Raw genomic sequence first — 21,375 nt, forward strand, 5'->3', positions numbered from 1 at the left:
AGTTCCCGTCGGGGTTCCGGTCAGCGTGTTCGCCTGTGTGCTTGTCTGCGTGCCGGTCTGTGCGGTCGTCGGTGCGGTCGTCTGCGTGCTCGTCTGTGTGCTCACTGGGACACCACCGCCTTGCCGTCGGCGCCTGTCGCACCCCTCGTGTACTGAGGGTGGATCAGGCCCACGCAGCTGTACGGGAGTTCGTCGACCACCTCGACCGGTACGCCGCGCTGCTCGGCGAGCAGCCGGACGTGCGCGAGGTCGGCGTCGGCGCCCCGCTTGGCGAGGATCTTCCAGGGGACGCGGCGGAGCAGGACGCGGGTGGTCTCGCCGACGCCGGGCTTGACCAGGTTGACGTCGTGGATGCCGTACTCCTCGCTGATCCGCTCGACGGCCGCCCAGCCCTCCCAGGTGGGGGTGCGATCGGCGGCCAGGAGTTCCTTGACGTCCGTGTCGACGGTCGCGGCGACCTCGTCGAAGCGGGCGGCGACGGCGTCGAGGAAGGCTCCGGAGACGTCCGCGTCGGCCAGCTCGCGGTAGAACTTGGCGCCGTGGAAGTCGTCGGGTCCGACGAGGTCGGCGCGGAGGACCGTACGCGATATCAGGCCGGATACCGTGGAGTTGAGGCACGCGGAGGGGATGAGGAAGTCCTCCCGGGTGCCGTAGGTGCGGACGCAGGAACCGGGGTCGGCGAGGACCGCGATCTCCGGGTCGAAGCCGTCGAACTCCTTCAGGGCTTCCGCGAGTTCGCGGGTGATGGCGCCCTTTCCGGTCCAGCCGTCGACGAACACGACGTCGGCCGGGTCGTGGTGGGCGGCGAGCCAGCGCAGCGCGTTGGCGTCGATGCCGCGGCCGCGCACGATGGAGACGGCGTAGTGCGGGAGGTCGAGGCCGTGGCGGGTCTGTGCCCAGCGGCGCATGAGGACGCCGACGGGGGTGCCGGCCCGGGCGAGGGAGACCAGGACCGGGCGTGCGGACCGCTCGGCGAGGACGGTCTCGGTGACCGTGCCGACGGCGCGGGCCATCCGGGCGGCGGAGCTCTCCAGGGCGGCCTGGAAGAGCTCCTGGTAGCGCTCGCTGGGCTGGTACTCGACGGGGAGCGACTCGGCGTAGTGGGCGCCGCCGCTCTGGATGGCCTCCTCCCGTTCCTCGGTGGGTGCCTCGAGTTCGACGTCCGAGAGGTCCTGGAGCAGCCAGCCGACCTCTTCGGGTGCGTACGAGGAGAAGGCGGGGCCGCGGAGGGGCTCGGGCAGCATGGAGCTCCTTTCGGGAGCTTCGGTGACGGAGGCCGTGGGGGTGTAGGACGGGATCACCGCGAGCACGACGCGCGGGATGTGCGCGGCGAGCCGGGCGAGCAGGCCGTCCGGGGCGTGCAGGGCCGGGGTGTCGGCGGCGGAGTCGACGACGAGGACGACGGCGTCGAAGCCGGCGCCCGCGACGTTGTAGGCGTAGCGCTCGCCGGGCCCGTCGGCGGGGTCGTCGTGGGCCGGGAAGACGAGCCGGGTGCGGATCGCGTAGCCGGGGTCGTCGACGGCGAGGACGGGCGAGCGGGTGGTGGTGGAGTAGCGGACGTCGTGGCCGGCGTCCTCCAGGGCGGTGCCGAGGCGCAGCGGGGCGTACATCAGCTCCTCGAAGCCGAGGACGAGCACGCGGGGTCCCGCGGGGTGAGTGGCGCGGGCTTCCCCGGCCGCTGTTCCCGCCGGGGTACGGAGCGCCTCCGCGATCCTGTCCGCCATCGCGGGCAGGGCCGCCTCCAGGCGCTCCCGGTGTTCGGTCGTGAAGCCGTGCCGGCCGCCGTCGGGGAGTTCCTCGGGCCAGCCGAGTTCCACCCGTACGGGTGCCTCCCGTGGGGTGCGGTGCGCGGTGTCGGCCTCCTCCGTCCCGTACGCCTCCTCGTGTTCCGCCACCAGCGCCTGGCCCTTCTCCAGGACCCCGTCCGGGAGGCGGACCGTGCCGGCGGCGCCGGCTATGAGGTCGACGCGGGCGCCGATCTCCGTCGCGAAGGCGTCCAGGCGGCCGAGGTCGGCGGCGGAGCGCATGTCGACGAGGGCCACGACGACGTACCGCTCGCGCGGGTAGCGCTCGTGCAGGGCGCGGATGGTGTTGAGGACGGTGTTGCCGGTGGAGAACTCGTCGTCGACGAGGACGAGGGGGCCGTCGCCCGCGAGGAGTTTCGGGTCCTCGGGCAGCAGGAGGTGCGAGGTGGCGTGGGAGTGGGACTCCTCGAATCCGCCCGCGCGGGCGACGCCGGCCACCGGGCGGCGGGTGGAGTGGAGGTACGGGGCGAGGCCGAGGCCGTCGGCGACGGCGTGCCCGAGGGCGGTGGCGGTCTCCGCGTAGCCGAGGACGACGGACCGGGCGGCCTCCTCGTCGCCGAGGAGCTCACGGACGCGCCGGCCGAGGGCGAGGCCGGAGCCGTGCACGACGGAGGGCCGCTGCGGCACGTGCTTGCCGAGCACGTTGGAGACCAGCAGGTGCGCGCGCTTGGGGTTGCGACGCAGTGCGAGGCCCAACAGGGCCGGTAGCGCCTCGTCGCCGATCAGTTCGACGCCCAGTCGCTCCGCGACCCACGTTCCGGTCCACACCACGTCGTCGACGTCCCTTCGTCAGCCGGCCAGGCCGGCGGTGAGCAGATCCACGAAGCCGACGTCCTCCTTGGCGACGCCGAAGACCTCGGCGCGCAGGAGGGTGCGCTCGGCCCACGCGCGATGCGGCTTCACCTCGTTCATCTTGTTCGTGTAGGCGGAGCGGAGCACTCCGCCGCCGTCCCGTTCGGGCCGCAGGATGTCCTGGGCGTCGCTCCACTCCTCGTGGCTGACCACGGAGAGGGCGTGCACCGGCACCACGTGGGTGGGGTGGATGCAGGTCTTGCCGAGCAGGCCGTTGGCCCGGTCGAGTTCGATCTCGCGCAGCAGGCCGTCGAGGTCGTGCTCGATGAGGGCGGTGCGCAGGTCCTCGGCGCTGCCTTCGAGGAAGGGGCTGCGGCGCAGCTGGGGCTTGAACATGCGCTCGCCGGGGCGGAAGTACTCCCAGACGGGTCCGGTGACGGTGAAGCCGGTGCCGTCGGAGCGGCCGAGGACGTTGACGACGTCGGCGATGACGCTCGCGACGATCTTGATGTCGTAGGCGGTCATGTCGGGCGAGCGGCGCAGCCCGTAGGCGGAGCAGAAGTCGGTGACGCCGAGGCGGAGGGCGAGGACGCGGTCGCGGTACTTGTCGGTGATCGAGGCGATCCCGGCGAGGGTCTCGGCCCGGGTCTCCAGGTGGAGGAGCTCGGGGGACTCGAGGACGGGCATGGCGAAGAGGCGCCTGCCGGTCGTCCGCTCGGCCTCGGTGAGCGCTTCGAGGAAGGCCTGGCCGCGGGCCTCGGTGAACTTGGGCAGTACGAATCCGGACAGCAGGCCGACGGAGGCGCCGAGGCGGTCGACGAGGTCGGTGATCTGGCGCGGTTCGCGGACCCGGATGAAGAGCAGGGGGAGGTCCGGGGCGGTGTCGGCGTCCGTCCCGGTGCCGGTCCCGGCGGCGAGGTCGGCGAAGTGCCGGACGAGGTTGGCCTCGCCCTCCTCGACGTCGGCGTCGCTGATGGAGTCCTCCAGGCAGAGCACCATGGAGGCCACTCCGCGTCCGGCCTGCTTGCGCACGGCGTCGGCGAGCCGGGGCCGGGTGGCCGGGCTGTAGAGCGTGGCGCCCAGGGCCACGGCGAGCGTGCGCGCGGGCGAGTCGGCCGTGAAGTCGGCCGGCTCCTGGTGGAACAGCCCGGTCCGCACCGCGGACGGGATGTGCCCGAAATGACGCATGTGAGTCCCCCGTCTGCCTCTCCGGCCCTGATGACATGTGGCCGGTAATAGTACGTAGGTGCGGGTGTCCGTAGTTCCCTGAGCGCGTGAAATTCAGGTAACCGACCGGCATCCGTCCCCCCGTCCCGGTATCGGGGGTGCCCCCGCGTTGTCCGCGGGTCGGGCGGGAGGGCAGGATTGCGGTCATGACGCACGCGATGCAGAAGGGCTCCAACGTCCCTCTCGACACCGCGGCCGTACGGGCCGTGCTCCGCTGGACCCCGGGCCCCGGGGTCCCCGACGTGGATGCCTCGGCCCTGCTCCTCGGGCCTTCCGGCCGCGTGCGGTCCGACGAGGACTTCGTCTTCTACAACCAGCCGCGCCACCCCTCGGGGCTGGTGCGACGGCTGCCGAAGAAGCGGGTCTCCGAGGGCCTGACGGACACCGTGGAGGCCGATCTGGCCGGGCTCGACGTCTCGGTCGACCGCGTGGTGATCGCGGCCTCCTCCGACGGGGGCACCTTCCGGTCCGTCTCCGACCTGCGGATCCTGCTGTACGACGCGGTGGCCGGCGCGGACCGCGAGCCGCTGGCCCTGTTCGACGTGACGGCGGAGACCGGCGAGGAGACGGCGGTCATCTGCGGCGAGCTGTACCGGCGCGGGGACGGCTGGAAGTTCCGCGCGGTGGGGCAGGGTTATCCGACGGGGCTCGTCGGTCTCGCCACGGACTTCGGCATCTCGGTCGACGAGGACGCGGCCCAGGACGCCGCTCAGGACGTCCAGGGGGCGTCCGACGGCGCCTCCGGCTCCCCGGAGGGCACGCCGGCCGGTGGCTCCCCCGCCGGCGGCTCCCACGACCCCGACCTCGACGCGACCGTGGTCCACACTTCCGTGCCGCCCGTGCCGGACCGGGTGCCGCCCATGCCGGACCAGGCGCCCGCCTACGGCTACCCGCAGCAGCCGGTGAACGCCCCGGCCCCCGCGTACGGCTATCCGCAGCCGGTGGCCGCTGCCGAGCAGAACCCCGCGCCGGAGTTCCGCATGCCGCCGATGGGGCCCCAGTTCGTCCGGAGCTGAGCCGGCGCGTCCGGAGCCGAGCCGCCGGGCAGGCGTCACGCCTTGGTCTTGTAGCCGCGTCCCCACTGGAGTCCCCAGCCGTACAGCCGGTCCAGTTCGGCCTGGAAGCCGTACACGAACCGCACCTCGCGGCGGACGGTCAGCTCGCCCTTGACGTTCTCCATGGAGAAGACGGCGCAGGAGCGGGCCTGCGGGGCGCGCTCGTCGAGCTCGATCTCGATCCGGGGGCCGTTGCTCGGGTAGAGCGTGACCTTGGCGTGCGTGCGGTCGAAGGCCGGCGTCTGGTCGTAGATGTACACGAAGAACAGCAGGCGCTTGATCTCGTCCCGGTGGTCCAGGTTGACGAAGACCGTCTCGCCCGAGGAGCCGCCGAAGCGGTCGTCGCCGCTGAGCTTCACGTACGGGGCCGCGTTGAGGTCGCCGAAGAAGCCGCCGAGCGGCTGCACGACCCCCTTGCTGCCGTCGGTGAGCTCGTAGAGGCAGCCCAGGTCGAGGTCGACGTTGACCATGCCCTGGGTGTGGGCCTGGACGACCTCGGGCTTGAAGAGCTGGGCCGGGTTCCGCAGCAGCCGTCCGCTCTGCCGGGAGCGGCCCTCGATGTCGGAGGTGCGCATCCGCCAGGAGAGGTTGACCCGGAGGTTTCCGGTGGCGGCGCCCTGCTTGGTGAGCGAGACGGTCGGGCGTCGTTTCGTCAGGTCGATCGTGTTCGACGCGGCGCTGCCCGAGTCGAACTGCGCCGCCCTCGTCGGAAACAGGTTGTCCCAGAAGGCCATGCCGCCTTCACCCCCACTGGTCGTCAACACCGTGCACATGCCTGCGGGGCGGCCGGTGCATCGGCCGCCCCGCAGTGAAGCGTTCCTCGTTGCCGGGGGCGTCACACCCCGGACGGCACCTCGGTCTTGTCGTCCGAGGAGCCGGAGCCGCCCTCGGCGGCCGCGAGCCGCTTGTTGCGGCGGACGGAGGACCAGAAGGACCAGGCGATCAGCAGGACGCCGATGCCGCCGGTGACGACCTCGGGGATCTCGTACTGGATGGTGATCATGAGGACCACGGCCAGGGCGCCGATCGCGTAGTGGGCGCCGTGCTCCAGGTAGACGTAGTCGTCCAGGGTGCCCTGGCGGACCAGGTAGACCGTCAGCGAACGGACGTACATGGCGCCGACGCCCAGGCCGAGCGCCATCAGCACGATGGAGTTGGTGACGGCGAAGGCGCCGATGACACCGTCGAAGGAGAAGGAGGCGTCGAGGACCTCCAGGTAGAGGAACATGAAGAAGGCGGCCTTGCCGGCGAGCTGGACCGCGGAGACCTTCTTGCCGGTGCGCTTGGCCTCTTCCTCGGCCTCGTGCTCGCGCTCCTCTTCCTCCTCCAGCTTGTTCTCGAAGTAGCCGGAGAGCCCGCCGACGACGAGGTACGTGATGAGGCCGGCGATGCCGGAGATCAGGACCGTCTGCGCCTTGTCGACGTGCGCGCCGCCGTGCTGGTGGGCGTGGGTCGCGAAGGTCATGGAGGTGATGAGCAGGACGACCAGCGCGATGCAGACCGACAGCATGTCGACCTTGCCGAGCTTGGCCAGCGGGCGCTCGATCCAGCGCAGCCACTGGATGTCACGGTCCTCGAAGATGAAGTCGAGGAAGATCATCAGCAGGAACATGCCACCGAAGGCGGCGATCGACGGGTGCGCGTCGGTGACCAGTTCCTGGTACTTGTCCGCGTCGTTGAGCGCGAGGTCGACGGCCTCGATGGGGCCGATCTTCGCGCTGATGGCGACGATCACGACGGGGAAGACGAGGCGCATGCCGAAGACGGCGATGAGCACGCCGATCGTGAGGAAGATCTTCTGCCAGAAGGCATTCATCTTCTGCAGGATTCCGGCGTTGACCACCGCGTTGTCGAAGGAGAGCGAGATCTCGAGGACGCAGAGGATGGCGACGATCCCGAAAGCCTCCCACCCCCCGTAGAGCACCGCGGCGACCAGGCCGAGGGCGGTGATCGCGAACGACCAGCCGAAGGTTTTCAGAACCACTGTCTACCCCATCGTGATATTTACGCGGCTTTACGAAACGTTGACCCCGAAGTCTAGAGCGATGCCCCTGAGCCCGGACGCGTACCCCTGTCCGACCGCCCGGAACTTCCATTCGCCGTTGTAGCGGTAGAGCTCGCCGAAGATCATCGCGGTCTCCGTGGAGGCGTCCTCCGAGAGGTCGTACCGGGCGAGTTCCTGCCCGTCCAGCCGGTTCACGACGCGGATGAAGGCGTTGCTGACCTGGCCGAAGCTCTGGCCGCGGTTGTCGGCGTCATGGATCGACACGGGGAAGACGATCTTGTCGCAGTGGGCCGGCACCTTGGTGAGGTCCACGATGAGGGACTCGTCGTCCCCGTCACCCTCGCCGGTGAGGTTGTCGCCGGTGTGTTCGACGGACCCCTCGGGGCTGCGGAGCTGGTTGTAGAAGACGAAGTACTCGTCCCCGAGGACCCGGCCGGCCTGGCACAGCAGGGCGCTGGCGTCGAGGTCGAAGGGGGCTCCGGTGGTGGAGCGCGCGTCCCAGCCGAGCCCCACGAGGACCTGGGTCAGATTGGGTGCGGCCTTGGAGAGGGAGACATTGCCTCCCTTGGCGAGCGTGACGCCCATGATTCGGTTCCTCCCCGGTGGTGATGAGGCACGTCCGGCGCCGCACGGGACGTGCGGCGCCGGACGGTCGGTACGGTTCGGCTCAGACGTTGACGCCGAAGTCCTGCGCGATGCCGCGCAGGCCCGAGGCGTACCCCTGGCCGACGGCGCGGAACTTCCACTCCGCACCGTGGCGGTAGAGCTCGCCGAAGACCATGGCGGTCTCGGTCGAGGCGTCCTCGGAGAGGTCGTACCGGGCGATCTCGGCGCCGCCGGCCTGGTTCACGACGCGGATGAAGGCGTTGCGCACCTGACCGAAGGACTGCTGGCGGTTCTCGGCGTCGTAGATCGAGACCGGGAAGACGATCTTGGCCACGTCGGCCGGCACGCCGGCCAGGTTGACCTTGACCTGCTCGTCGTCGCCCTCGCCCTCACCGGTGAGGTTGTCACCGGTGTGCTCGACCGAGCCGTCGGCGCTCTTCAGGTTGTTGAAGAAGACGAAGTCCTGGTCGTTGCGGACCTTGCCCGCCTCGCTCACCAGGATGGCGCTGGCGTCGAGGTCGAAGTCCGTACCGGTGGTGGTGCGGACGTCCCAGCCCAGACCGACGGTCACGGCGGTGAGGCCAGGGGCCTCCTTGGTCAGCGAGACGTTGCCGCCCTTGCTGAGGCTGACTCCCACGAGTCCCTCCATAGGTTTCCAGGGGCAGCGCCCCCAGTCGTGCGTTGGCATCGGATCAACGACTGGATCCTAGTGACGGGTTCCCGGTCGAAACAGTCGATTCGCCCGGCGATTCCGACGGTGTCGGCGCCGGAGCGCCTCAGAGCGCTTCGAGGGCCTTGACGTAGTCGCGGAGGTCACGGGCGTCCGACAGGGCGTTCACGACGGTCCAGCGGACGACGCCCTCCTTGTCGATGACGAAGGTGCCGCGGACCGCGCAGCCCTTCTCCTCGTCGAAGACGCCGTAGGCCCGGGAGGCCGCGCCGTGCGGCCAGAAGTCCGAGAGCAGCGGGAATTCCAGGTCCTCCTGGTCTCCGAAGACGCGGAGGGTGTGGATGGAGTCGTTGGAGACGGCGAGGAGCTCGGTGTCGTCGTTGACGAAAACCGGGAGGTTGTCGCGGAGCTCGCGCAGTTCACCGGTGCAGACGCCGGTGAAGGCGAAGGGGTAGAAGAGCAGCACCACGTTCTTCTCGCCGCGGAAGTCGGAGAGCCGCACGGTCCGGCCGTGGTTGTCCTTCAGCTCGAATTCCGGGGCCTTGGTGCCGACCTCGATCGCCATCGCGTACGCGTCCCTTTCGACGGGGCCCGGGCCTTGGGCCGTACCGGTGAACCCCACCCTACGGCCTGCGCACGAAAGCCCCCGCCGGCGGACCGGCGGGGGCTTCTCGCAGCGTGGTGATCAGCGCTTGGGGGCGGCCAGGCGGGTGCCCGTCCAGTCCTTGGCGACGCTGATGCTCTTGGTCTGGGAGAGACCCGCTGTCTGCGCGGCATCCTGGATGTCGGACGGCTCGATGTAGCCGTCGCGGCCGGTCTTCGGGGTCAGCAGCCAGATGTTGCCGCCGTCCTCCAGAAGACCGATGGCGTCCACCAGGGCGTCGGTGAGATCGCCGTCCTCGTCCCGGAACCACAGCACGACGACGTCGGCGACGTCGTCGTAGTCCTCGTCCACGAGGTCGGCTCCGATGACGGACTCGATGCCTTCACGGAGATCCTGGTCGACGTCGTCGTCGTAGCCGATCTCCTGGACCACCTGTCCGGGCTCGAACCCCAGCCTCGCTGCCGGGTTGGTCCGCTCCTCCGCGTGGTCCGCGGTCGCGCTCACGGCTTGCCTCCTGCTCATTCGGAAAATGCTGTGGGCCGCGCGTATGCGCGCGGCGCTGGCCGTAGTCCACACGTGCCGGGGCGGATCGCGCAAGTACCCGGCCGCCGAGACCGCCGAAACGGTGACGTTTGGGGCCGTCTCGCCGCAACTTCCGGCACCGCCGATCCCTCCTCCGTGATCAGGTGCACATGGTTCGTCCCGGTTTACTGACTTCTGAGGTTTCAGTCTGCCGAACGCCCGGACGAAACGCATGCGCGAGTTGGGCGTAAGGTTGCGATTTGAGCGCACCCGGACATCTGGAGGGCAGGCGGGGCACCCCCCGGGGGTTACCCCTCGGTAAATGTGACGTCCGGCGTCGTCGGGGTACACGATGGACATCCTGACCAGCCCGTGGCCCCGTGGGCGCCACCGAACAGCGAAGGAAAAGCGTGGCTCCCGGATCCGATCGCAACCCGATCATCATTGGCGGCCTTCCCAGCCAGGTCCCGGACTTCGACCCGGAAGAGACCCAGGAATGGCTCGACTCCCTCGACGCGGCCGTCGACGAGCGGGGCCGTGAGCGGGCCCGCTACCTCATGCTCCGACTGATCGAGCGGGCCCGCGAGAAGCGCGTGGCCGTGCCCGAGATGCGCAGCACGGACTACGTCAACACCATCGCCACCAGGGACGAGCCGTTCTTCCCCGGCAACGAGGAGATCGAGCGCAAGGTCCTCAACGCCACCCGGTGGAACGCGGCCGTGATGGTCTCGCGCGCCCAGCGCCCGGGCATCGGCGTCGGCGGTCACATCGCCACCTTCGCCTCCTCGGCCTCCCTGTACGACGTCGGCTTCAACCACTTCTTCCGCGGCAAGGACGAGGGCGACGGCGGCGACCAGATCTTCTTCCAGGGACACGCCTCCCCCGGCATCTACGCCCGCGCGTACCTCCTGGACCGACTGAACGAGGCCCAGCTCGACGGCTTCCGCCAGGAGAGGTCGAAGTTCCCGAACGGCCTTTCGTCGTACCCGCACCCGCGGCTGATGCCGGACTTCTGGGAGTTCCCGACGGTGTCGATGGGCCTCGGCCCGCTCGGCGCGATCTACCAGGCGCGGATGAACCGGTACATGGAGGCGCGCGGCATCGCCGACACCTCCAGGTCCCACGTCTGGGCCTTCCTCGGCGACGGCGAGATGGACGAGGTCGAGTCGCTCGGCCAGCTGTCCATCGCCGCCCGCGAGGGTCTGGACAACCTCACCTTCGTCGTCAACTGCAACCTCCAGCGGCTCGACGGCCCGGTCCGCGGCAACGGCAAGATCATCCAGGAGCTGGAGTCGATCTTCCGGGGCAACGGCTGGAACGTCATCAAGCTGATCTGGGACCGCTCCTGGGACCCGCTGCTCGCACAGGACCGCGACGGCATCCTGGTCAACAAGCTGAACACCACCCCCGACGGCCAGTTCCAGACGTACGCCACGGAGACCGGCGGCTACATCCGTGAGCACTTCTTCGGCGACGACCACCGGCTGCGGGCCATGGTCGAGGGCATGTCGGACCAGCAGGTCCTGCACCTGGGCCGCGGCGGGCACGACCACAAGAAGATCTACGCGGCCTACGCGGCGGCGAAGGCCCACGCGGGCCAGCCGACCGTGATCCTCGCGCAGACCGTCAAGGGCTGGACGCTGGGCCCGAACTTCGAGGGCCGCAACGCGACCCACCAGATGAAGAAGCTGACGGTCGACGACCTCAAGCGCTTCCGCGACCGGCTGCACATCCCGGTGACGGACCGGCAGTTGGAGGACGGCCTGCCGCCGTACTACCACCCGGGCCGGGACTCCGAGGAGATCCAGTACATGCACGACCGCCGCAAGGCGCTGGGCGGGTACGTCCCGACCCGGGTCGTGCGGGCGAAGCCCCTCGTCCTCCCCGACGACAAGACCTACGCGGCCGCCAGGAAGGGCTCCGGTCACCAGTCCATCGCCACCACGATGGCCTTCGTCCGCATCCTGAAGGACCTCATGCGGGACAAGGAGATCGGCAAGCGCTTCGTGCTGATCGCCCCCGACGAGTACCGCACCTTCGGCATGGACGCGTTCTTCCCGAGCGCCAAGATCTACAACCCGCTGGGCCAGCAGTACGAGGCGGTGGACCGCGAACTCCTCCTCGCCTACAAGGAGTCGCCGACCGGCCAGATGCTGCACGACGGCATCTCCGAGGCCGGCTGCACGGCCTCGCTGATCGCCGCCGGTTCCGCGTACGCCACGCACGGCGAGCCGCTGATCCCGGTGTACGTCTTCTACTCGATGTTCGGTTTCCAGCGGACCGGCGACCAGTTCTGGCAGATGGCCGACCAGCTGGCGCGCGGCTTCGTGCTCGGCGCCACCGCCGGCCGGACCACGCTGACCGGCGAGGGCCTCCAGCACGCGGACGGCCACTCGCACCTCCTCGCCTCGACCAACCCGGCCTGCATCGCCTACGACCCGGCGTTCGGCTTCGAGATCGCGCACATCGTCAAGGACGGTCTGCGGCGGATGTACGGCCCCGAGGCCGAGGACGTCTTCTACTACCTGACCGTCTACAACGAGCCGATCCAGCACCCGGCCGAGCCCGAGGGCGTGGACGTGGAGGGCATCCTCCAGGGCATCCACCGCTTCAGGCCCGCCGAGGCCGGCACGATCCCGGCGCAGATCATGGCCTCGGGCGTCGCCGTGCCGTGGGCGATCGAGGCCCAGCGGATCCTCGCCGAGGAGTGGAACGTCAAGGCCGACGTCTGGTCCGCGACCTCCTGGACCGAGCTGCGCCGCGAGGCCGTGGCCGTCGAGGAGCACAACCTGCTCCACCCGGACGAGGAGCAGCGCGTCCCGTACGTGACGCGCAAGCTCCAGGGCTCCGAGGGTCCGTTCGTCGCGGTCTCGGACTGGATGCGGGCGGTGCCGGACCAGATCTCCCGCTGGGTGCCCGGCCCGTACACCTCGCTGGGCGCGGACGGCTTCGGCTTCGCGGACACGCGCGGTGCGGCCCGCCGCTACTTCCACATCGACGCCCAGTCGATCGTGCTCGCCGTGCTGACCGAACTCGCCCGCGAGGGCAAGGTGGAGCGCTCGGCCCTGAAGCAGGCCGTGGACCGCTACCAGCTGCTCGACGTCGCGGCCGCCGACCCGGGCCCGGCGGGCGGCGACGCCTGACGGAGGCCGTCGGTCGCTCGTTTCGGCTGGTGGGGGCGGTGGGACGTGGTCCCGCCGCCCTTCGCCATTCCTTACGATGCCGGACATGCCCGTCATGAAGCTTCGCTGGGAAGAGCGCACCCAGACGCCGCTCCTGGTGCTCGCGGTCGCGTTCGGCCTCGCCTACGCGGTGCCGATCGTGGCCCCCGGCGCCGAGCCGTGGGTGCACCGGCTGTGCACCCACGTCGAGTGGACCGTCTGGGGCGCCTTCGCGTTCGACTACCTCGTCCGTCTCGGCCTCTCCCCGGACCGCTGGCGCTTCGTGCGCGGCCATCCGCTGGACCTGCTGGCGGTGATACTCCCGATGGTGCAGCCGCTGCGGCTGCTGAGGGTCGTCTCCACCCTCCTCCTCGTGGGCCGGCGGGCCCGGATGGCCCCGCAGATAACGCTCACCACGTATGTGGCGGGCGCGGTGGTCGGGCTGATGATGTTCGGCTCGCTGGCCGTGCTGCACGTGGAGCGGGACGCCCCGAACGGCAACATCAGGACGCTCGGGGACGCGGTGTGGTGGTCGTTCACCACGATGACCACGGTCGGCTACGGCGACCACGCCCCGACCACGGGTCTCGGCCGGATCCTCGCGGTGGGCCTGATGCTCTCGGGCATCGCCCTGCTCGGTGTCGTCACGGCCAACATCGCGGCCTGGTTCATCGCCCGCTTCGACCGGGACGACGCGGTGGAGCGCCGGCAGACGGAGCTCCTGGAGGCGCTCACCCGGGAGGTCCGGGAGCTCCGCGCCGAGGTGGCCCGGCTCTCGGCCCCACCGGAACCGCAGGGGCCACAGGTACCTCATGGGCTGCCGGGATCGCCGGCGCCGCAGGGACCTCTGGGACCGTCGGAACCACAGGGACCCTCGGGACCGCAGGGGCCTCCGGCGCCGAACGAGCCGCGTGAGGTCCCCTCGCCTACCGCTCCCAGAGCTTGAACGCTCTGACCTCGTAGGCCGTCTGCGGCACCCAGGTCCCCCGCCCCGGGTAGGTCTCGAACTCCCCCGTCTCCCCGCACTCCGCCGACTGGTACGTGGTGACCGGCCGGCCCGTGCGGTTCGCGAGGGACTGGGCCGAGGTGCCCGGCGGCAGGGCGACGCAGCTGTCGATGTCGGTCGTGGCCAGCTCGTGCGTCCACGGCCTGCCCCTGAAGTCGGACTTCGGCCAGAGGCAGAGCCGACCGGGCCCGCAGGCGCCGAGCACGACGGTCCCGGACGGCGCGGCTGCCGGTACGGCCGGGGCGACGGCTGCCGCCCGGCCCACCGGTGCCATGGGGGCCGCCGGTGCCATGGGAGCCGCCGGTGCCGCCGTGAGGGCGGTCATGAGGAGGGCCGTGACGGCCGCGCCGGTGAGGACGGTCTTCGTGTACATGCCGATGAACCCCCGCTTCGTCACTCTCTGTAATCACGAGAATGGCGGAGACCTCCCGACGACGGAAGAGGGGCCGCCCCCGTTCACGCGAACGGGTGACGGCCCCCTACGGGAACCCTGACGGGCGGGACGGGAACCCCGACGAACGAGCGTCAGATGTGAGCGCCCATGCCGCCCGCCTCCGCGTTCTCGCCGCGCTTGGTGAGCGTGGCGACGAGAGCCGCGACGACGGCGACGCCACCGGCGACGGTGAAGGCGAGGCCCATGCCGTCGAGGAAGGTGTCGTGGATGACCCCGGTGATCTGCTGGAGGAGTCCGGGGGTCATCCCCGGCGCCTGGGCCAGCTCCGGCGGGGCCATGCCGAACTCGGCGGCCTGCTCGAGGCGCGGGTCGGCCGGGACCGGGATGCCGGCCTCCTTCCAGTTCCCCGCGAAGGAGTCGGAGACCTTGGAGGACATGACCGCGCCGAGCACCGCGGTGCCGAGCGCGCCGCCGACCTGCATGGCGGCCTGCTGCAGACCGCCGGCCACACCGGAGAGCTCGAGCGGCGCGTTGCCCACGATGACCTCGGTCGCGCCGACCATGACCGGGGCGAGGCCCAGGCCGAGCAGGGCGAACCAGAGGGACATGGCGAGGGTGCCGGTGCCGGCGGTGAGCGTGATCATGCCGAACATCGCGACGGCCGTGCAGACCATGCCGCCGACGAGCGGCACGCGCGGGCCGAACTTGGTGATCAGCGCGCCGGCCAGCGGCGAGGAGACGATCATCATCGCGGTCAGCGGCAGCAGGCGCAGACCGGCGTCGACCGGGCCCAGCCCCTTCACGCCCTGGAGGTAGAAGGTCACGAAGAAGAGGCCGCCCATGAAGGCGAAGGCCATCAGGATCATCAGCACCACGCCGGCCGAGAGCGGCACGGAGCGGAACATGCCCAGCGGGATCAGCGGCTCCTTGACCTTCGTCTCCCAGAAGGCGAAGACCACGAACAGGGCCAGGGCGCCGAGCAGGAAGCCCCAGGTGTTGCCGCTCGCCCAGCCCCAGGACTCACCGGCCTTGATGATGCCCCAGATGAGGGCGGCCATGGCGCCGGAGAGCAGCAGGATGCCCAGGAGGTCGAAGGAGCGCGGCGCGTTCTCGGCGCGGTGGTCCTTGAGGATGACCAGGCCGAGCACGAGCGCGAGCACGCCGACCGGCACGTTGATGAAGAAGACGGACTGCCAGCTGACGTGCTCCACGAGGAAGCCGCCGAGGATCGGGCCGCCCGCCGTGGAGGCGCCGATGACCATGCCCCAGATGCCGATGGCCATGTTCAGCTTCTCGGCGGGGAAGGTGGCGCGCAGCAGGCCGAGCGCGGCCGGCATCAGCAGTGCGCCGAAGAGGCCCTGCAGGACGCGGAAGGCGATCACGGCCCCGATGGAGTGCGACAGGCCGATCGCGCCGGAGGCGGCCGCGAAGCCGGCGATGCCGATGAGGAAGGTCTGCCGGTGACCGAAGCGGTCACCGAGCTTGCCGGCGGTGATCAGGGCGACGGCGAGCGCGAGCAGGTACCCGTTGGTGATCCACTGGACCTGGGCGAGGGTGGCGCCGAGGTCCTCCTTGATGGCCGGGTTGGCGATGGCGACGATCGTGCCGTCGAGCGCCACCATCATCACGCCGACCGCGACGGCGAACAGGGTCAGCCAGGGATGGCCGCGCAGTCCCTTCGCCGGGACCGGAACGGGTTCCCGGACGCCCCCCTGGCCCTGCGGGGCCTTTTCCACGGTGGTCTGACTAGTCATGTGAACGAGGCTAGTGACAGTCACTGACAATTGACAAAGCGATTCACGCGTCGGTAACTGTCACGTAGCTCACAGGTACGCTGAGCGGGACGAAACACCTGAAGCGAGGACCCTCACGTGACCGTGCCCGGACTGCGCGAGCGGAAGAAGCAGCGCACGCGTGACGCGCTGATCCAGGTCGCCCTGGAGCTCTTCACCGAACGCGGGTACGAGCAGACCACCGTCGACGAGATCGTCGACGCCGTGGAGGTCTCCCAGCGCACCTTCTTCCGGTACTTCTCCTCCAAAGAAGAGGTCGTCTTCGCCGTCCAGCAGATGGTGGAGGAGCGTTTCGTCCACGCCCTCGGGCAGCGGCCCCCGGACGAGGCCCCCCTCGACGCGATGCGCAACGCCGTCCTGTGCGCCTGGGACACCATCGGCGAGGCGATCGCCGAGGTCGTCCCCGTCGAGCTGCACCTGCGCACGTACCGGATGATCGAGTCGACGCCCGCGCTGCTCGCCGTCCATCTGCGCCGCTCCACCGAGATGGAGGAGACCGTCGCCCGGATCGTCGCCGCGCGCGAGGGCATCGACGTCGACCGGGACCCGCGCCCCCGGATCGCGGTGGCGGCGTTCAGCGGGGTGATGCGGGTGTCCGGGCAGATGTGGGGCCGGGGCACGGACGGAAGCCTGGAGGCCATCCGCGCGCTCACCGAGGAGTACCTCGACCACCTCGGCCCGGCGCTCGTCTCGCCCTGGCGGGGCCGGACCGGAGGGGGGCCGGGGGCGACCGCGTAGGCGGCCGCGTAGGCGGCCGCGTGGGCGGCGTTTCGCCCGTACGGCTCGCCCCGCAGGCCGTCGGCTTCCGTACGCCTCGTCCCCGGGCCCCGTGCAGGCCGCCGGCTTCCCGTGGGGCCCGTCCGCACAGGTCCGTGCGCCACGCCCCGTGAAGAGCCGCGCGTCGAGCCCCGTAGGGTGGCCGCCCGTGACCTCCGACGCCTCGCCCGCTCTCGTCGCCACGCGCGCGCTCCTCGCACTCGCCGTCGTGTTCGTGCTCCTCGCCACCACCGGGTGGACCACGATCCGGCACCGGCCCGTGCCGTGGCCGTCCCGCGAGACCGCGCTCGCCGCCTGGGCGCGGGACCGGGTCGAGCACCGCCCGCTGCCCGACCCGGCCGCCCCGGCCCGTACCGTCGCCGCGTTCTTCGCGGGACTCGGCCCGGCGGGAGGCGCCCGGCTCGCCGCCCGGCACCCGCTCGTCGTCGGCAACCTCAACGGCGTCCCGGTCGCCCTGCGCTACCGCGCCAACCGGATCACCCTCGCGCGCGCGTACTCCGCCGAGCTGAGCAGGGTCGACGACACCAGGCTCTCCCCCGAGGGCCGGCACGAGGCCCGGCGCCGCGTCGACCGCTTCGCCTCGCTGATGCGGCCCGGCCGCCAGGTCCTCTCCTTCGACCCGACCGGTACGGGGCGGGCCGCCGAGGTCCTCGGGGACCTGGAGCGGGCCCGGCGCGTCTCGGTGATCGTGCCCGGCGTCGACACCAACCTGCTCACCTTCCAGAAGACCCACGGCCGGTACGGCGCCCCCGCCGGCATGGCCGAGGCCCTCTACGCGGCCGAGCGGCGGGCCTCGCCACGCGCGCGCGTGGCGGTCATCGCCTGGGCCGACTACACCGCGCCCGTCGGGATAGGCGTCGACGCGGTGACCGGCCGGCTGGCCGAAGAAGGAGCCGTACGCCTGGTGGGCCTCACCGAATCCCTGCCCCCGGACGCGAGCGTGGCGCTCTTCTGCCACAGCTACGGCTCCGTGCTCTGCGGGGTCGCCGCGCCCCGGCTGCCCGCCCGGGTGACCGACGTGGCCGTGGCCGGAAGCCCCGGGATGCGGGTCGAGCGGGCCGCCGACCTCGACAGCCACGCGCGCGTGTGGGCCATGCGGGACGCCGACGACTGGATCGCGGACGTGCCGCACCTGGAGGTGGGCGGGCTCGGGCACGGGACGGACCCGGTCGCGCCGGAGTTCGGCGCGAGGTTGCTCTCCGCGCGCGGGGCACTCGGCCACAGCGGCTACTTCGAGCCGGGGACGCAGAGCCTCGGCAACTTCGCCGCGATAGGGGTCGGGGCGTACCCGAGTCTGGTCTGTGCACGTGCCGACAGCGCTTGCCACGACGGAATATCCGGCACGGAAGGGCTCTGACGCGCGTAGATCACGCAATTTCGGGACCTTTCACAGGGGCGACGCAAGCGCACACGCCGCTTACGATGAGGCGCATGGGTGATGTGCTGGCCGGAATTCATGCCACCTGGGAGCTCGAGAGCGACGCCCTCGTCATCCGCTTCGACCGGGGGATACGTACGCCGAAGCTCTTCGGCGCGCTGCGTGAGAGACGCGTACCGCACGAGGCGCTGGCGTCGGTGACGCTCACGCCCGGCAAGCGGGGCACCGTCGTGCTGCACGCCGTGCCGAGGCCTGGCGCCGATCCGCTGATGGAGGCGGCCGCGGGGCAGCTCAAGGAGGGCAGCGATCCGTACCGCCTGGTGATACCGGCGGAACGCGAGACGCTCGCCGGGCACTACCGGGACGAGCTGCGGGCGCTCCTCGCGTCGCAGCCGGGGGCCGCGGGGGCCGCCGGGTACGAGGCGTACGCGCCGGGCGACGGCGGGGCGGGGGGCGTCGTGCCCGCCGACCGGTTCCTGGTGGCGCCGCCGCCGGGGCCGCAGTCCTTCAAGGCGTACGACGGGAAGGCCAGCTTCGACGGGACCTCGGAGGTCGCCTTCCGCTGGTCCTGGACGGGGGCGTCCTCGGAGAAGTGGAAGGCCGGCGACCAGGTCTTCTCGGTACGGGACCTCTGCGGGGTCGAATGGCGCTCGCCGGACGGCGTCGACGGGTACCTGCGGCTCGTGCCCCGGGACGGCGGGCCGCGGGCCGTCCAGCCCGACCAGGACCCCGCGTGCGTCGTCTTCGGCCGCTACGGGCCGGTGTACGAGTCCCTGACCTTCGCCGCGGCGGTCCTCGCCGCGATCCGGGGCAAGGACCGCGCCCCCGTGCCCGTCGCGGCCCCGGTCGGGGGGCGGGCCTCGGAGCACCGGGACCCGGGGGCGGTGGCTGAAAGGATTCGCCACTTGGGGGAGCTGCATCAGGCGGGGCTGGTGACGGATGCGGAGTTCTCGGCGAAGAAGGCGGAGCTTCTGGCGGAGCTTTGAGCGGGCGGGCCGGTGCGGTGCCGCGCCTCTGCGGGGCGGCGCCCCTCGCCCCGCCCGTGCGGGCCGCGCTCCGGCCCGTGTGGGCAGTCGTCCCGCTGGGGCAAGGGGGTCCCCCTGCTCGAGCGAAGCCGAGAGCTCGGGGGAGGGTGGGCACACGGGACGGCGCCCATAGCGGCGCCCCCGCGTTCCGCGCCTGGACCCGCACCATATGTGCGGCGCGCATCCGGTGCGGGTTCAGGCGCGGGAGCCTGGGCCCGGCAAGGGCACCGTCCGTTGTGCCCACCCGTTCCGCCCCGGCGGAACGACTGCCCACAACGCGGGTGGGCACCGCCCCGGCGGAGCGACCGCCCGCGACAAGGGTGGGTGGGCGTCGTCATACCCCGGTATCAGGCTTCACCCCAGCCCCCGGTATGACGTCCCCCGCCCGGGGTGCTGCCTACGCTGGGGGCGTCATGGATATCGAACCGCGGTCCCGGCCGTCCACCGCTCCCCCGTCTGCCGGCCCCCGTCCCGGGGGGCGTTGGGCGATCGTCCGGGCGCGGGAGGTGTTCCAGGGGCTGGGGGCCGCGCTCACCACCCCCACCACTCCGGGCGCCCCGCTCCTCGCGGGCGCGCCGGGGCGTTGGGTGCGGCTGTTGCCGTACGTCGTCGCCTTCGCGTTCGTCGCCGCGCTCCTCCCCTCCACGGTCGTGCTCCTCGTCAACGACTACGGCGTCAACGGCGCCCTCGCCGGGGCCGTCGGCACCGCCCAGACGCTGCCGCTGCTGCTCGCCGTCGCCCGGCCCCTGGAGGCCTGGTGGATCGTCTTCGCCGCCGATGTGCTCGGCGCGCTCGTGCTGCTCGGTTCGGACGGCACGCGTGCGGAGTACTGGCCGTGGACCCCGCCGCTGGTCGTCGGCTACTGCGCCCTGATGCTCGCGCTCGGCCTCCGCGAGTCCCGCCGGGCGCTGTTCGGGGTGTGGCTGGCGACCGGCGCGGCCGGTTACGTCCTGGAGGCCTTCCGGCCCGCCGGGTACACCAGCGTCCACACCCTGCTGCTCGTCCTGAGCGGGGTGCTGCTGCTCCTCGCCTCGGCCGTCCGCGCCCGTGGCGAGGCCCAGTGGCGGCTCGCCGAGCAGGAGACCATCAACGAGGCCGAACGGGCCCGCCGCACGCTCCTGGAGGAGCGGGCCAGGATCGCGCGCGAGCTGCACGACGTCGTCGCCCACCACATGTCCGTGATCACCGTGCAGGCCGATTCGGCCCCGTACCGCATTCCCGGGCTCCCGGACGCGGCCCGCGAGGAGTTCACCTCGATCGCGGCGAGCGCCCGCGAGTCTCTGGCCGAGATGCGCCGTCTCCTCTCCGTCCTCCGCAGTGACGGCGGCGAGGGCGAGCGGGCCCCGCAGCCGGGCCTCGACCGGGTCCAGCAGCTCGTCGAGGCGACCGTACGGGCGGGCGTGCCGGCCGAGCTGCGGCTCGCCGCCGACCTCGGGGACGTGCCGCAGGCCGTGGACCTGTCCGCGTACCGGATCGTGCAGGAGGCCCTCGCCAACGTCGTGCGGCACGCCCCCGGGGCCTCCACGCGGGTGTCCGTCCGCGCCGACGAGGGCTGGCTGACCGTTCTCGTCGTCAACGGGCCCTCCCTGGAGGAGGGTTCCTCCGTCGAACGCGGCGCCCCCGGCACCGGGCACGGGCTCGTCGGCATGCGGGAACGCGTACGGTTGACCGGCGGCTCGCTGGACACCGGGCCGCTGCCGGACGGCGGCTTCCGCGTCGCGGCCAGGCTCCCCCTGCGTACGAAGGACACCGAGTGACCATCCGCGTGATCGTCGTCGACGACCAGGCCATGGTGCGGGCCGGTTTCGCCGCACTGCTCGCCGCGCAGCCCGACATCGACGTGGTCGGCGAGGCGCCGGACGGACGGCAGGGCGTGGAGGCGGCGCGCTCGACGCACCCGGACGTGGTCCTGATGGACGTGCGGATGCCGGAGCTGGACGGGCTCGCGGCGGCCCGGGAGATCCTGCACCCGCCCGCCGGGGTCGTGCACCGGCCGAAGGTGCTGATGCTGACCACCTTCGACGTCGACGACTACGTGTACGAGGCGCTGCGCGCGGGCGCGTCCGGCTTCCTCCTCAAGGACGCGCCGCCGGCCGACCTCATCGCGGCGGTACGGGTGGTGGCGGCGGGCGAGGCGCTGCTCGCCCCGTCCGTGACCCGCCGTCTCATCGCCGACTTCGCGGCCTCGCGCCCGGCGCCCCGCCGGGACGCCACGGCGCTGCGCCTGAACGGGCTCACGCCGCGCGAGACGGAGGTCCTGGAGCTGATCGCCCGGGGCCTGTCCAACCAGGAGATCGCGGACAGCCTGGTCCTCGCCGAGCAGACGGTGAAGACCCACATCGGCCGGGTCCTCGCCAAGCTGGACCTGCGCGACCGGGCGCAGGCGGTGGTCTTCGCGTACGAGTCGGGCCTGGTCACGCCCGGGGAGTCGCGCTAGAGGGCCCTGGCAGCCGGGGGAAAACCCCACCTCCTTCCTGGTGTTGGCCGCTCCTCCGCCCCCTACCCCGGTAGCAGAGGGGAGTTGGCTCCCCGGTGTGACGTGCCGTCACCCGCCG

At 71.6% G+C, this 21,375-nt stretch carries 18 protein-coding genes; 8 read left to right on the forward strand and 10 right to left on the reverse strand.

From position 1 onward, the window contains the following. Nucleotides 1-101 precede the first annotated feature (101 nt). Both K7G60_RS05830 and K7G60_RS05835 read right to left on the reverse strand, forming a co-directional pair. Nucleotides 102-2,576 carry a phosphoribosyltransferase gene (locus K7G60_RS05830; RefSeq protein ID WP_225799702.1) on the reverse strand — a complete coding sequence of 825 codons (2,475 nt, stop codon included), beginning with the start codon at nucleotides 2,574-2,576 and terminating at the stop codon, nucleotides 102-104. 18 nt (nucleotides 2,577-2,594) lie between these two features. Further along, complete coding sequence (locus tag K7G60_RS05835; RefSeq protein WP_225799703.1) at nucleotides 2,595-3,785, reverse strand: HpcH/HpaI aldolase/citrate lyase family protein; 1,191 nt, start codon at nucleotides 3,783-3,785, stop codon at nucleotides 2,595-2,597. A gap of 185 nt (nucleotides 3,786-3,970) precedes the next feature. Here K7G60_RS05835 and K7G60_RS05840 point away from each other — a divergent pair, with 185 nt between their 5' ends. Beyond that, the gene (locus K7G60_RS05840; protein ID WP_225799704.1) at nucleotides 3,971-4,840 is read left to right on the forward strand and encodes a TerD family protein; all 870 of its coding nucleotides are present in this window, start codon (nucleotides 3,971-3,973) and stop codon (nucleotides 4,838-4,840) included. Nucleotides 4,841-4,875: 35 nt separating this feature from the next. Here K7G60_RS05840 and K7G60_RS05845 read toward each other — a convergent pair whose 3' ends face one another. From K7G60_RS05845 to K7G60_RS05870, 6 genes are all read right to left on the reverse strand, one after another. Further along, complete coding sequence (locus K7G60_RS05845) at nucleotides 4,876-5,613, reverse strand: Tellurium resistance (protein WP_225799705.1); 738 nt, start codon at nucleotides 5,611-5,613, stop codon at nucleotides 4,876-4,878. A 101-nt stretch (nucleotides 5,614-5,714) separates the two neighbouring features. Then, nucleotides 5,715-6,863, reverse strand: coding sequence for a DUF475 domain-containing protein (locus K7G60_RS05850; protein WP_225799706.1), 1,149 nt, complete (start codon nucleotides 6,861-6,863; stop codon nucleotides 5,715-5,717). Nucleotides 6,864-6,893: 30 nt separating this feature from the next. Continuing rightward, nucleotides 6,894-7,469 (reverse strand): TerD family protein, encoded by a 576-nt coding sequence (locus K7G60_RS05855; protein ID WP_225799707.1) that lies wholly within the window; start codon nucleotides 7,467-7,469, stop codon nucleotides 6,894-6,896. Between the two features lie 82 nt (nucleotides 7,470-7,551). Continuing rightward, nucleotides 7,552-8,127 (reverse strand): TerD family protein, encoded by a 576-nt coding sequence (locus tag K7G60_RS05860; RefSeq protein WP_030495317.1) that lies wholly within the window; start codon nucleotides 8,125-8,127, stop codon nucleotides 7,552-7,554. A 139-nt stretch (nucleotides 8,128-8,266) separates the two neighbouring features. After that, a complete protein-coding gene (locus K7G60_RS05865; RefSeq protein WP_225799708.1) occupies nucleotides 8,267-8,725 on the reverse strand; it encodes a peroxiredoxin in 459 nt (152 codons plus the stop codon). Between the two features lie 120 nt (nucleotides 8,726-8,845). Then, entirely contained in the window at nucleotides 8,846-9,268 is a 423-nt protein-coding gene (locus tag K7G60_RS05870; protein ID WP_225799709.1) for a DUF3052 domain-containing protein, read from the reverse strand. Nucleotides 9,269-9,696: 428 nt separating this feature from the next. On the opposite strand from K7G60_RS05870, the gene aceE reads away from it, so the two are divergent. Then, a complete protein-coding gene (gene aceE / locus K7G60_RS05875) occupies nucleotides 9,697-12,429 on the forward strand; it encodes a pyruvate dehydrogenase (acetyl-transferring), homodimeric type (RefSeq protein WP_225799710.1) in 2,733 nt (910 codons plus the stop codon). 85 nt (nucleotides 12,430-12,514) lie between these two features. Then, nucleotides 12,515-13,393, forward strand: a complete 879-nt coding sequence (locus tag K7G60_RS05880; RefSeq protein WP_225799711.1) for a potassium channel family protein — start codon at nucleotides 12,515-12,517, stop codon at nucleotides 13,391-13,393. Here K7G60_RS05880 and K7G60_RS05885 read toward each other — a convergent pair. Both K7G60_RS05885 and K7G60_RS05890 read right to left on the reverse strand, forming a co-directional pair. After that, the gene (locus tag K7G60_RS05885; RefSeq protein WP_225799712.1) at nucleotides 13,374-13,826 is read right to left on the reverse strand and encodes a peptidase inhibitor family I36 protein; all 453 of its coding nucleotides are present in this window, start codon (nucleotides 13,824-13,826) and stop codon (nucleotides 13,374-13,376) included. The two genes, K7G60_RS05880 and K7G60_RS05885, sit on opposite strands and share 20 nt — an antisense overlap. A 152-nt stretch (nucleotides 13,827-13,978) precedes the next feature. After that, nucleotides 13,979-15,601, reverse strand: a complete 1,623-nt coding sequence (locus K7G60_RS05890; RefSeq protein ID WP_225799713.1) for an MFS transporter — start codon at nucleotides 15,599-15,601, stop codon at nucleotides 13,979-13,981. Between the two features lie 117 nt (nucleotides 15,602-15,718). Here K7G60_RS05890 and K7G60_RS05895 point away from each other — a divergent pair, with 117 nt between their 5' ends. The 5 genes from K7G60_RS05895 (at nucleotide 15,719) to K7G60_RS05915 (ending at nucleotide 21,257) form a co-directional block, all read left to right on the forward strand. Continuing rightward, on the forward strand, nucleotides 15,719-16,378 hold the full coding sequence (locus K7G60_RS05895) for a TetR family transcriptional regulator (protein WP_225799714.1): 660 nt from the start codon (nucleotides 15,719-15,721) through the stop codon (nucleotides 16,376-16,378). Between the two features lie 187 nt (nucleotides 16,379-16,565). After that, a complete protein-coding gene (locus K7G60_RS05900; protein WP_225799715.1) occupies nucleotides 16,566-17,774 on the forward strand; it encodes an alpha/beta hydrolase in 1,209 nt (402 codons plus the stop codon). 74 nt (nucleotides 17,775-17,848) lie between these two features. After that, nucleotides 17,849-18,781: a DUF4429 domain-containing protein gene (locus K7G60_RS05905; protein ID WP_225799716.1), complete on the forward strand. Its 933-nt coding sequence runs from the start codon at nucleotides 17,849-17,851 to the stop codon at nucleotides 18,779-18,781. Nucleotides 18,782-19,233: 452 nt separating this feature from the next. Then, on the forward strand, nucleotides 19,234-20,577 hold the full coding sequence (locus tag K7G60_RS05910) for a sensor histidine kinase (RefSeq protein ID WP_374115593.1): 1,344 nt from the start codon (nucleotides 19,234-19,236) through the stop codon (nucleotides 20,575-20,577). After that, complete coding sequence (locus tag K7G60_RS05915) at nucleotides 20,574-21,257, forward strand: response regulator transcription factor (protein WP_225799718.1); 684 nt, start codon at nucleotides 20,574-20,576, stop codon at nucleotides 21,255-21,257. Before K7G60_RS05910 ends, K7G60_RS05915 begins: the two co-directional genes overlap by 4 nt. Nucleotides 21,258-21,375: the final 118 nt, after the last annotated feature.

Source organism: Streptomyces sp. NK15101 (assembly GCF_020400725.1).
Taxonomy (GTDB): Bacteria; Actinomycetota; Actinomycetes; order Streptomycetales; family Streptomycetaceae; genus Streptomyces.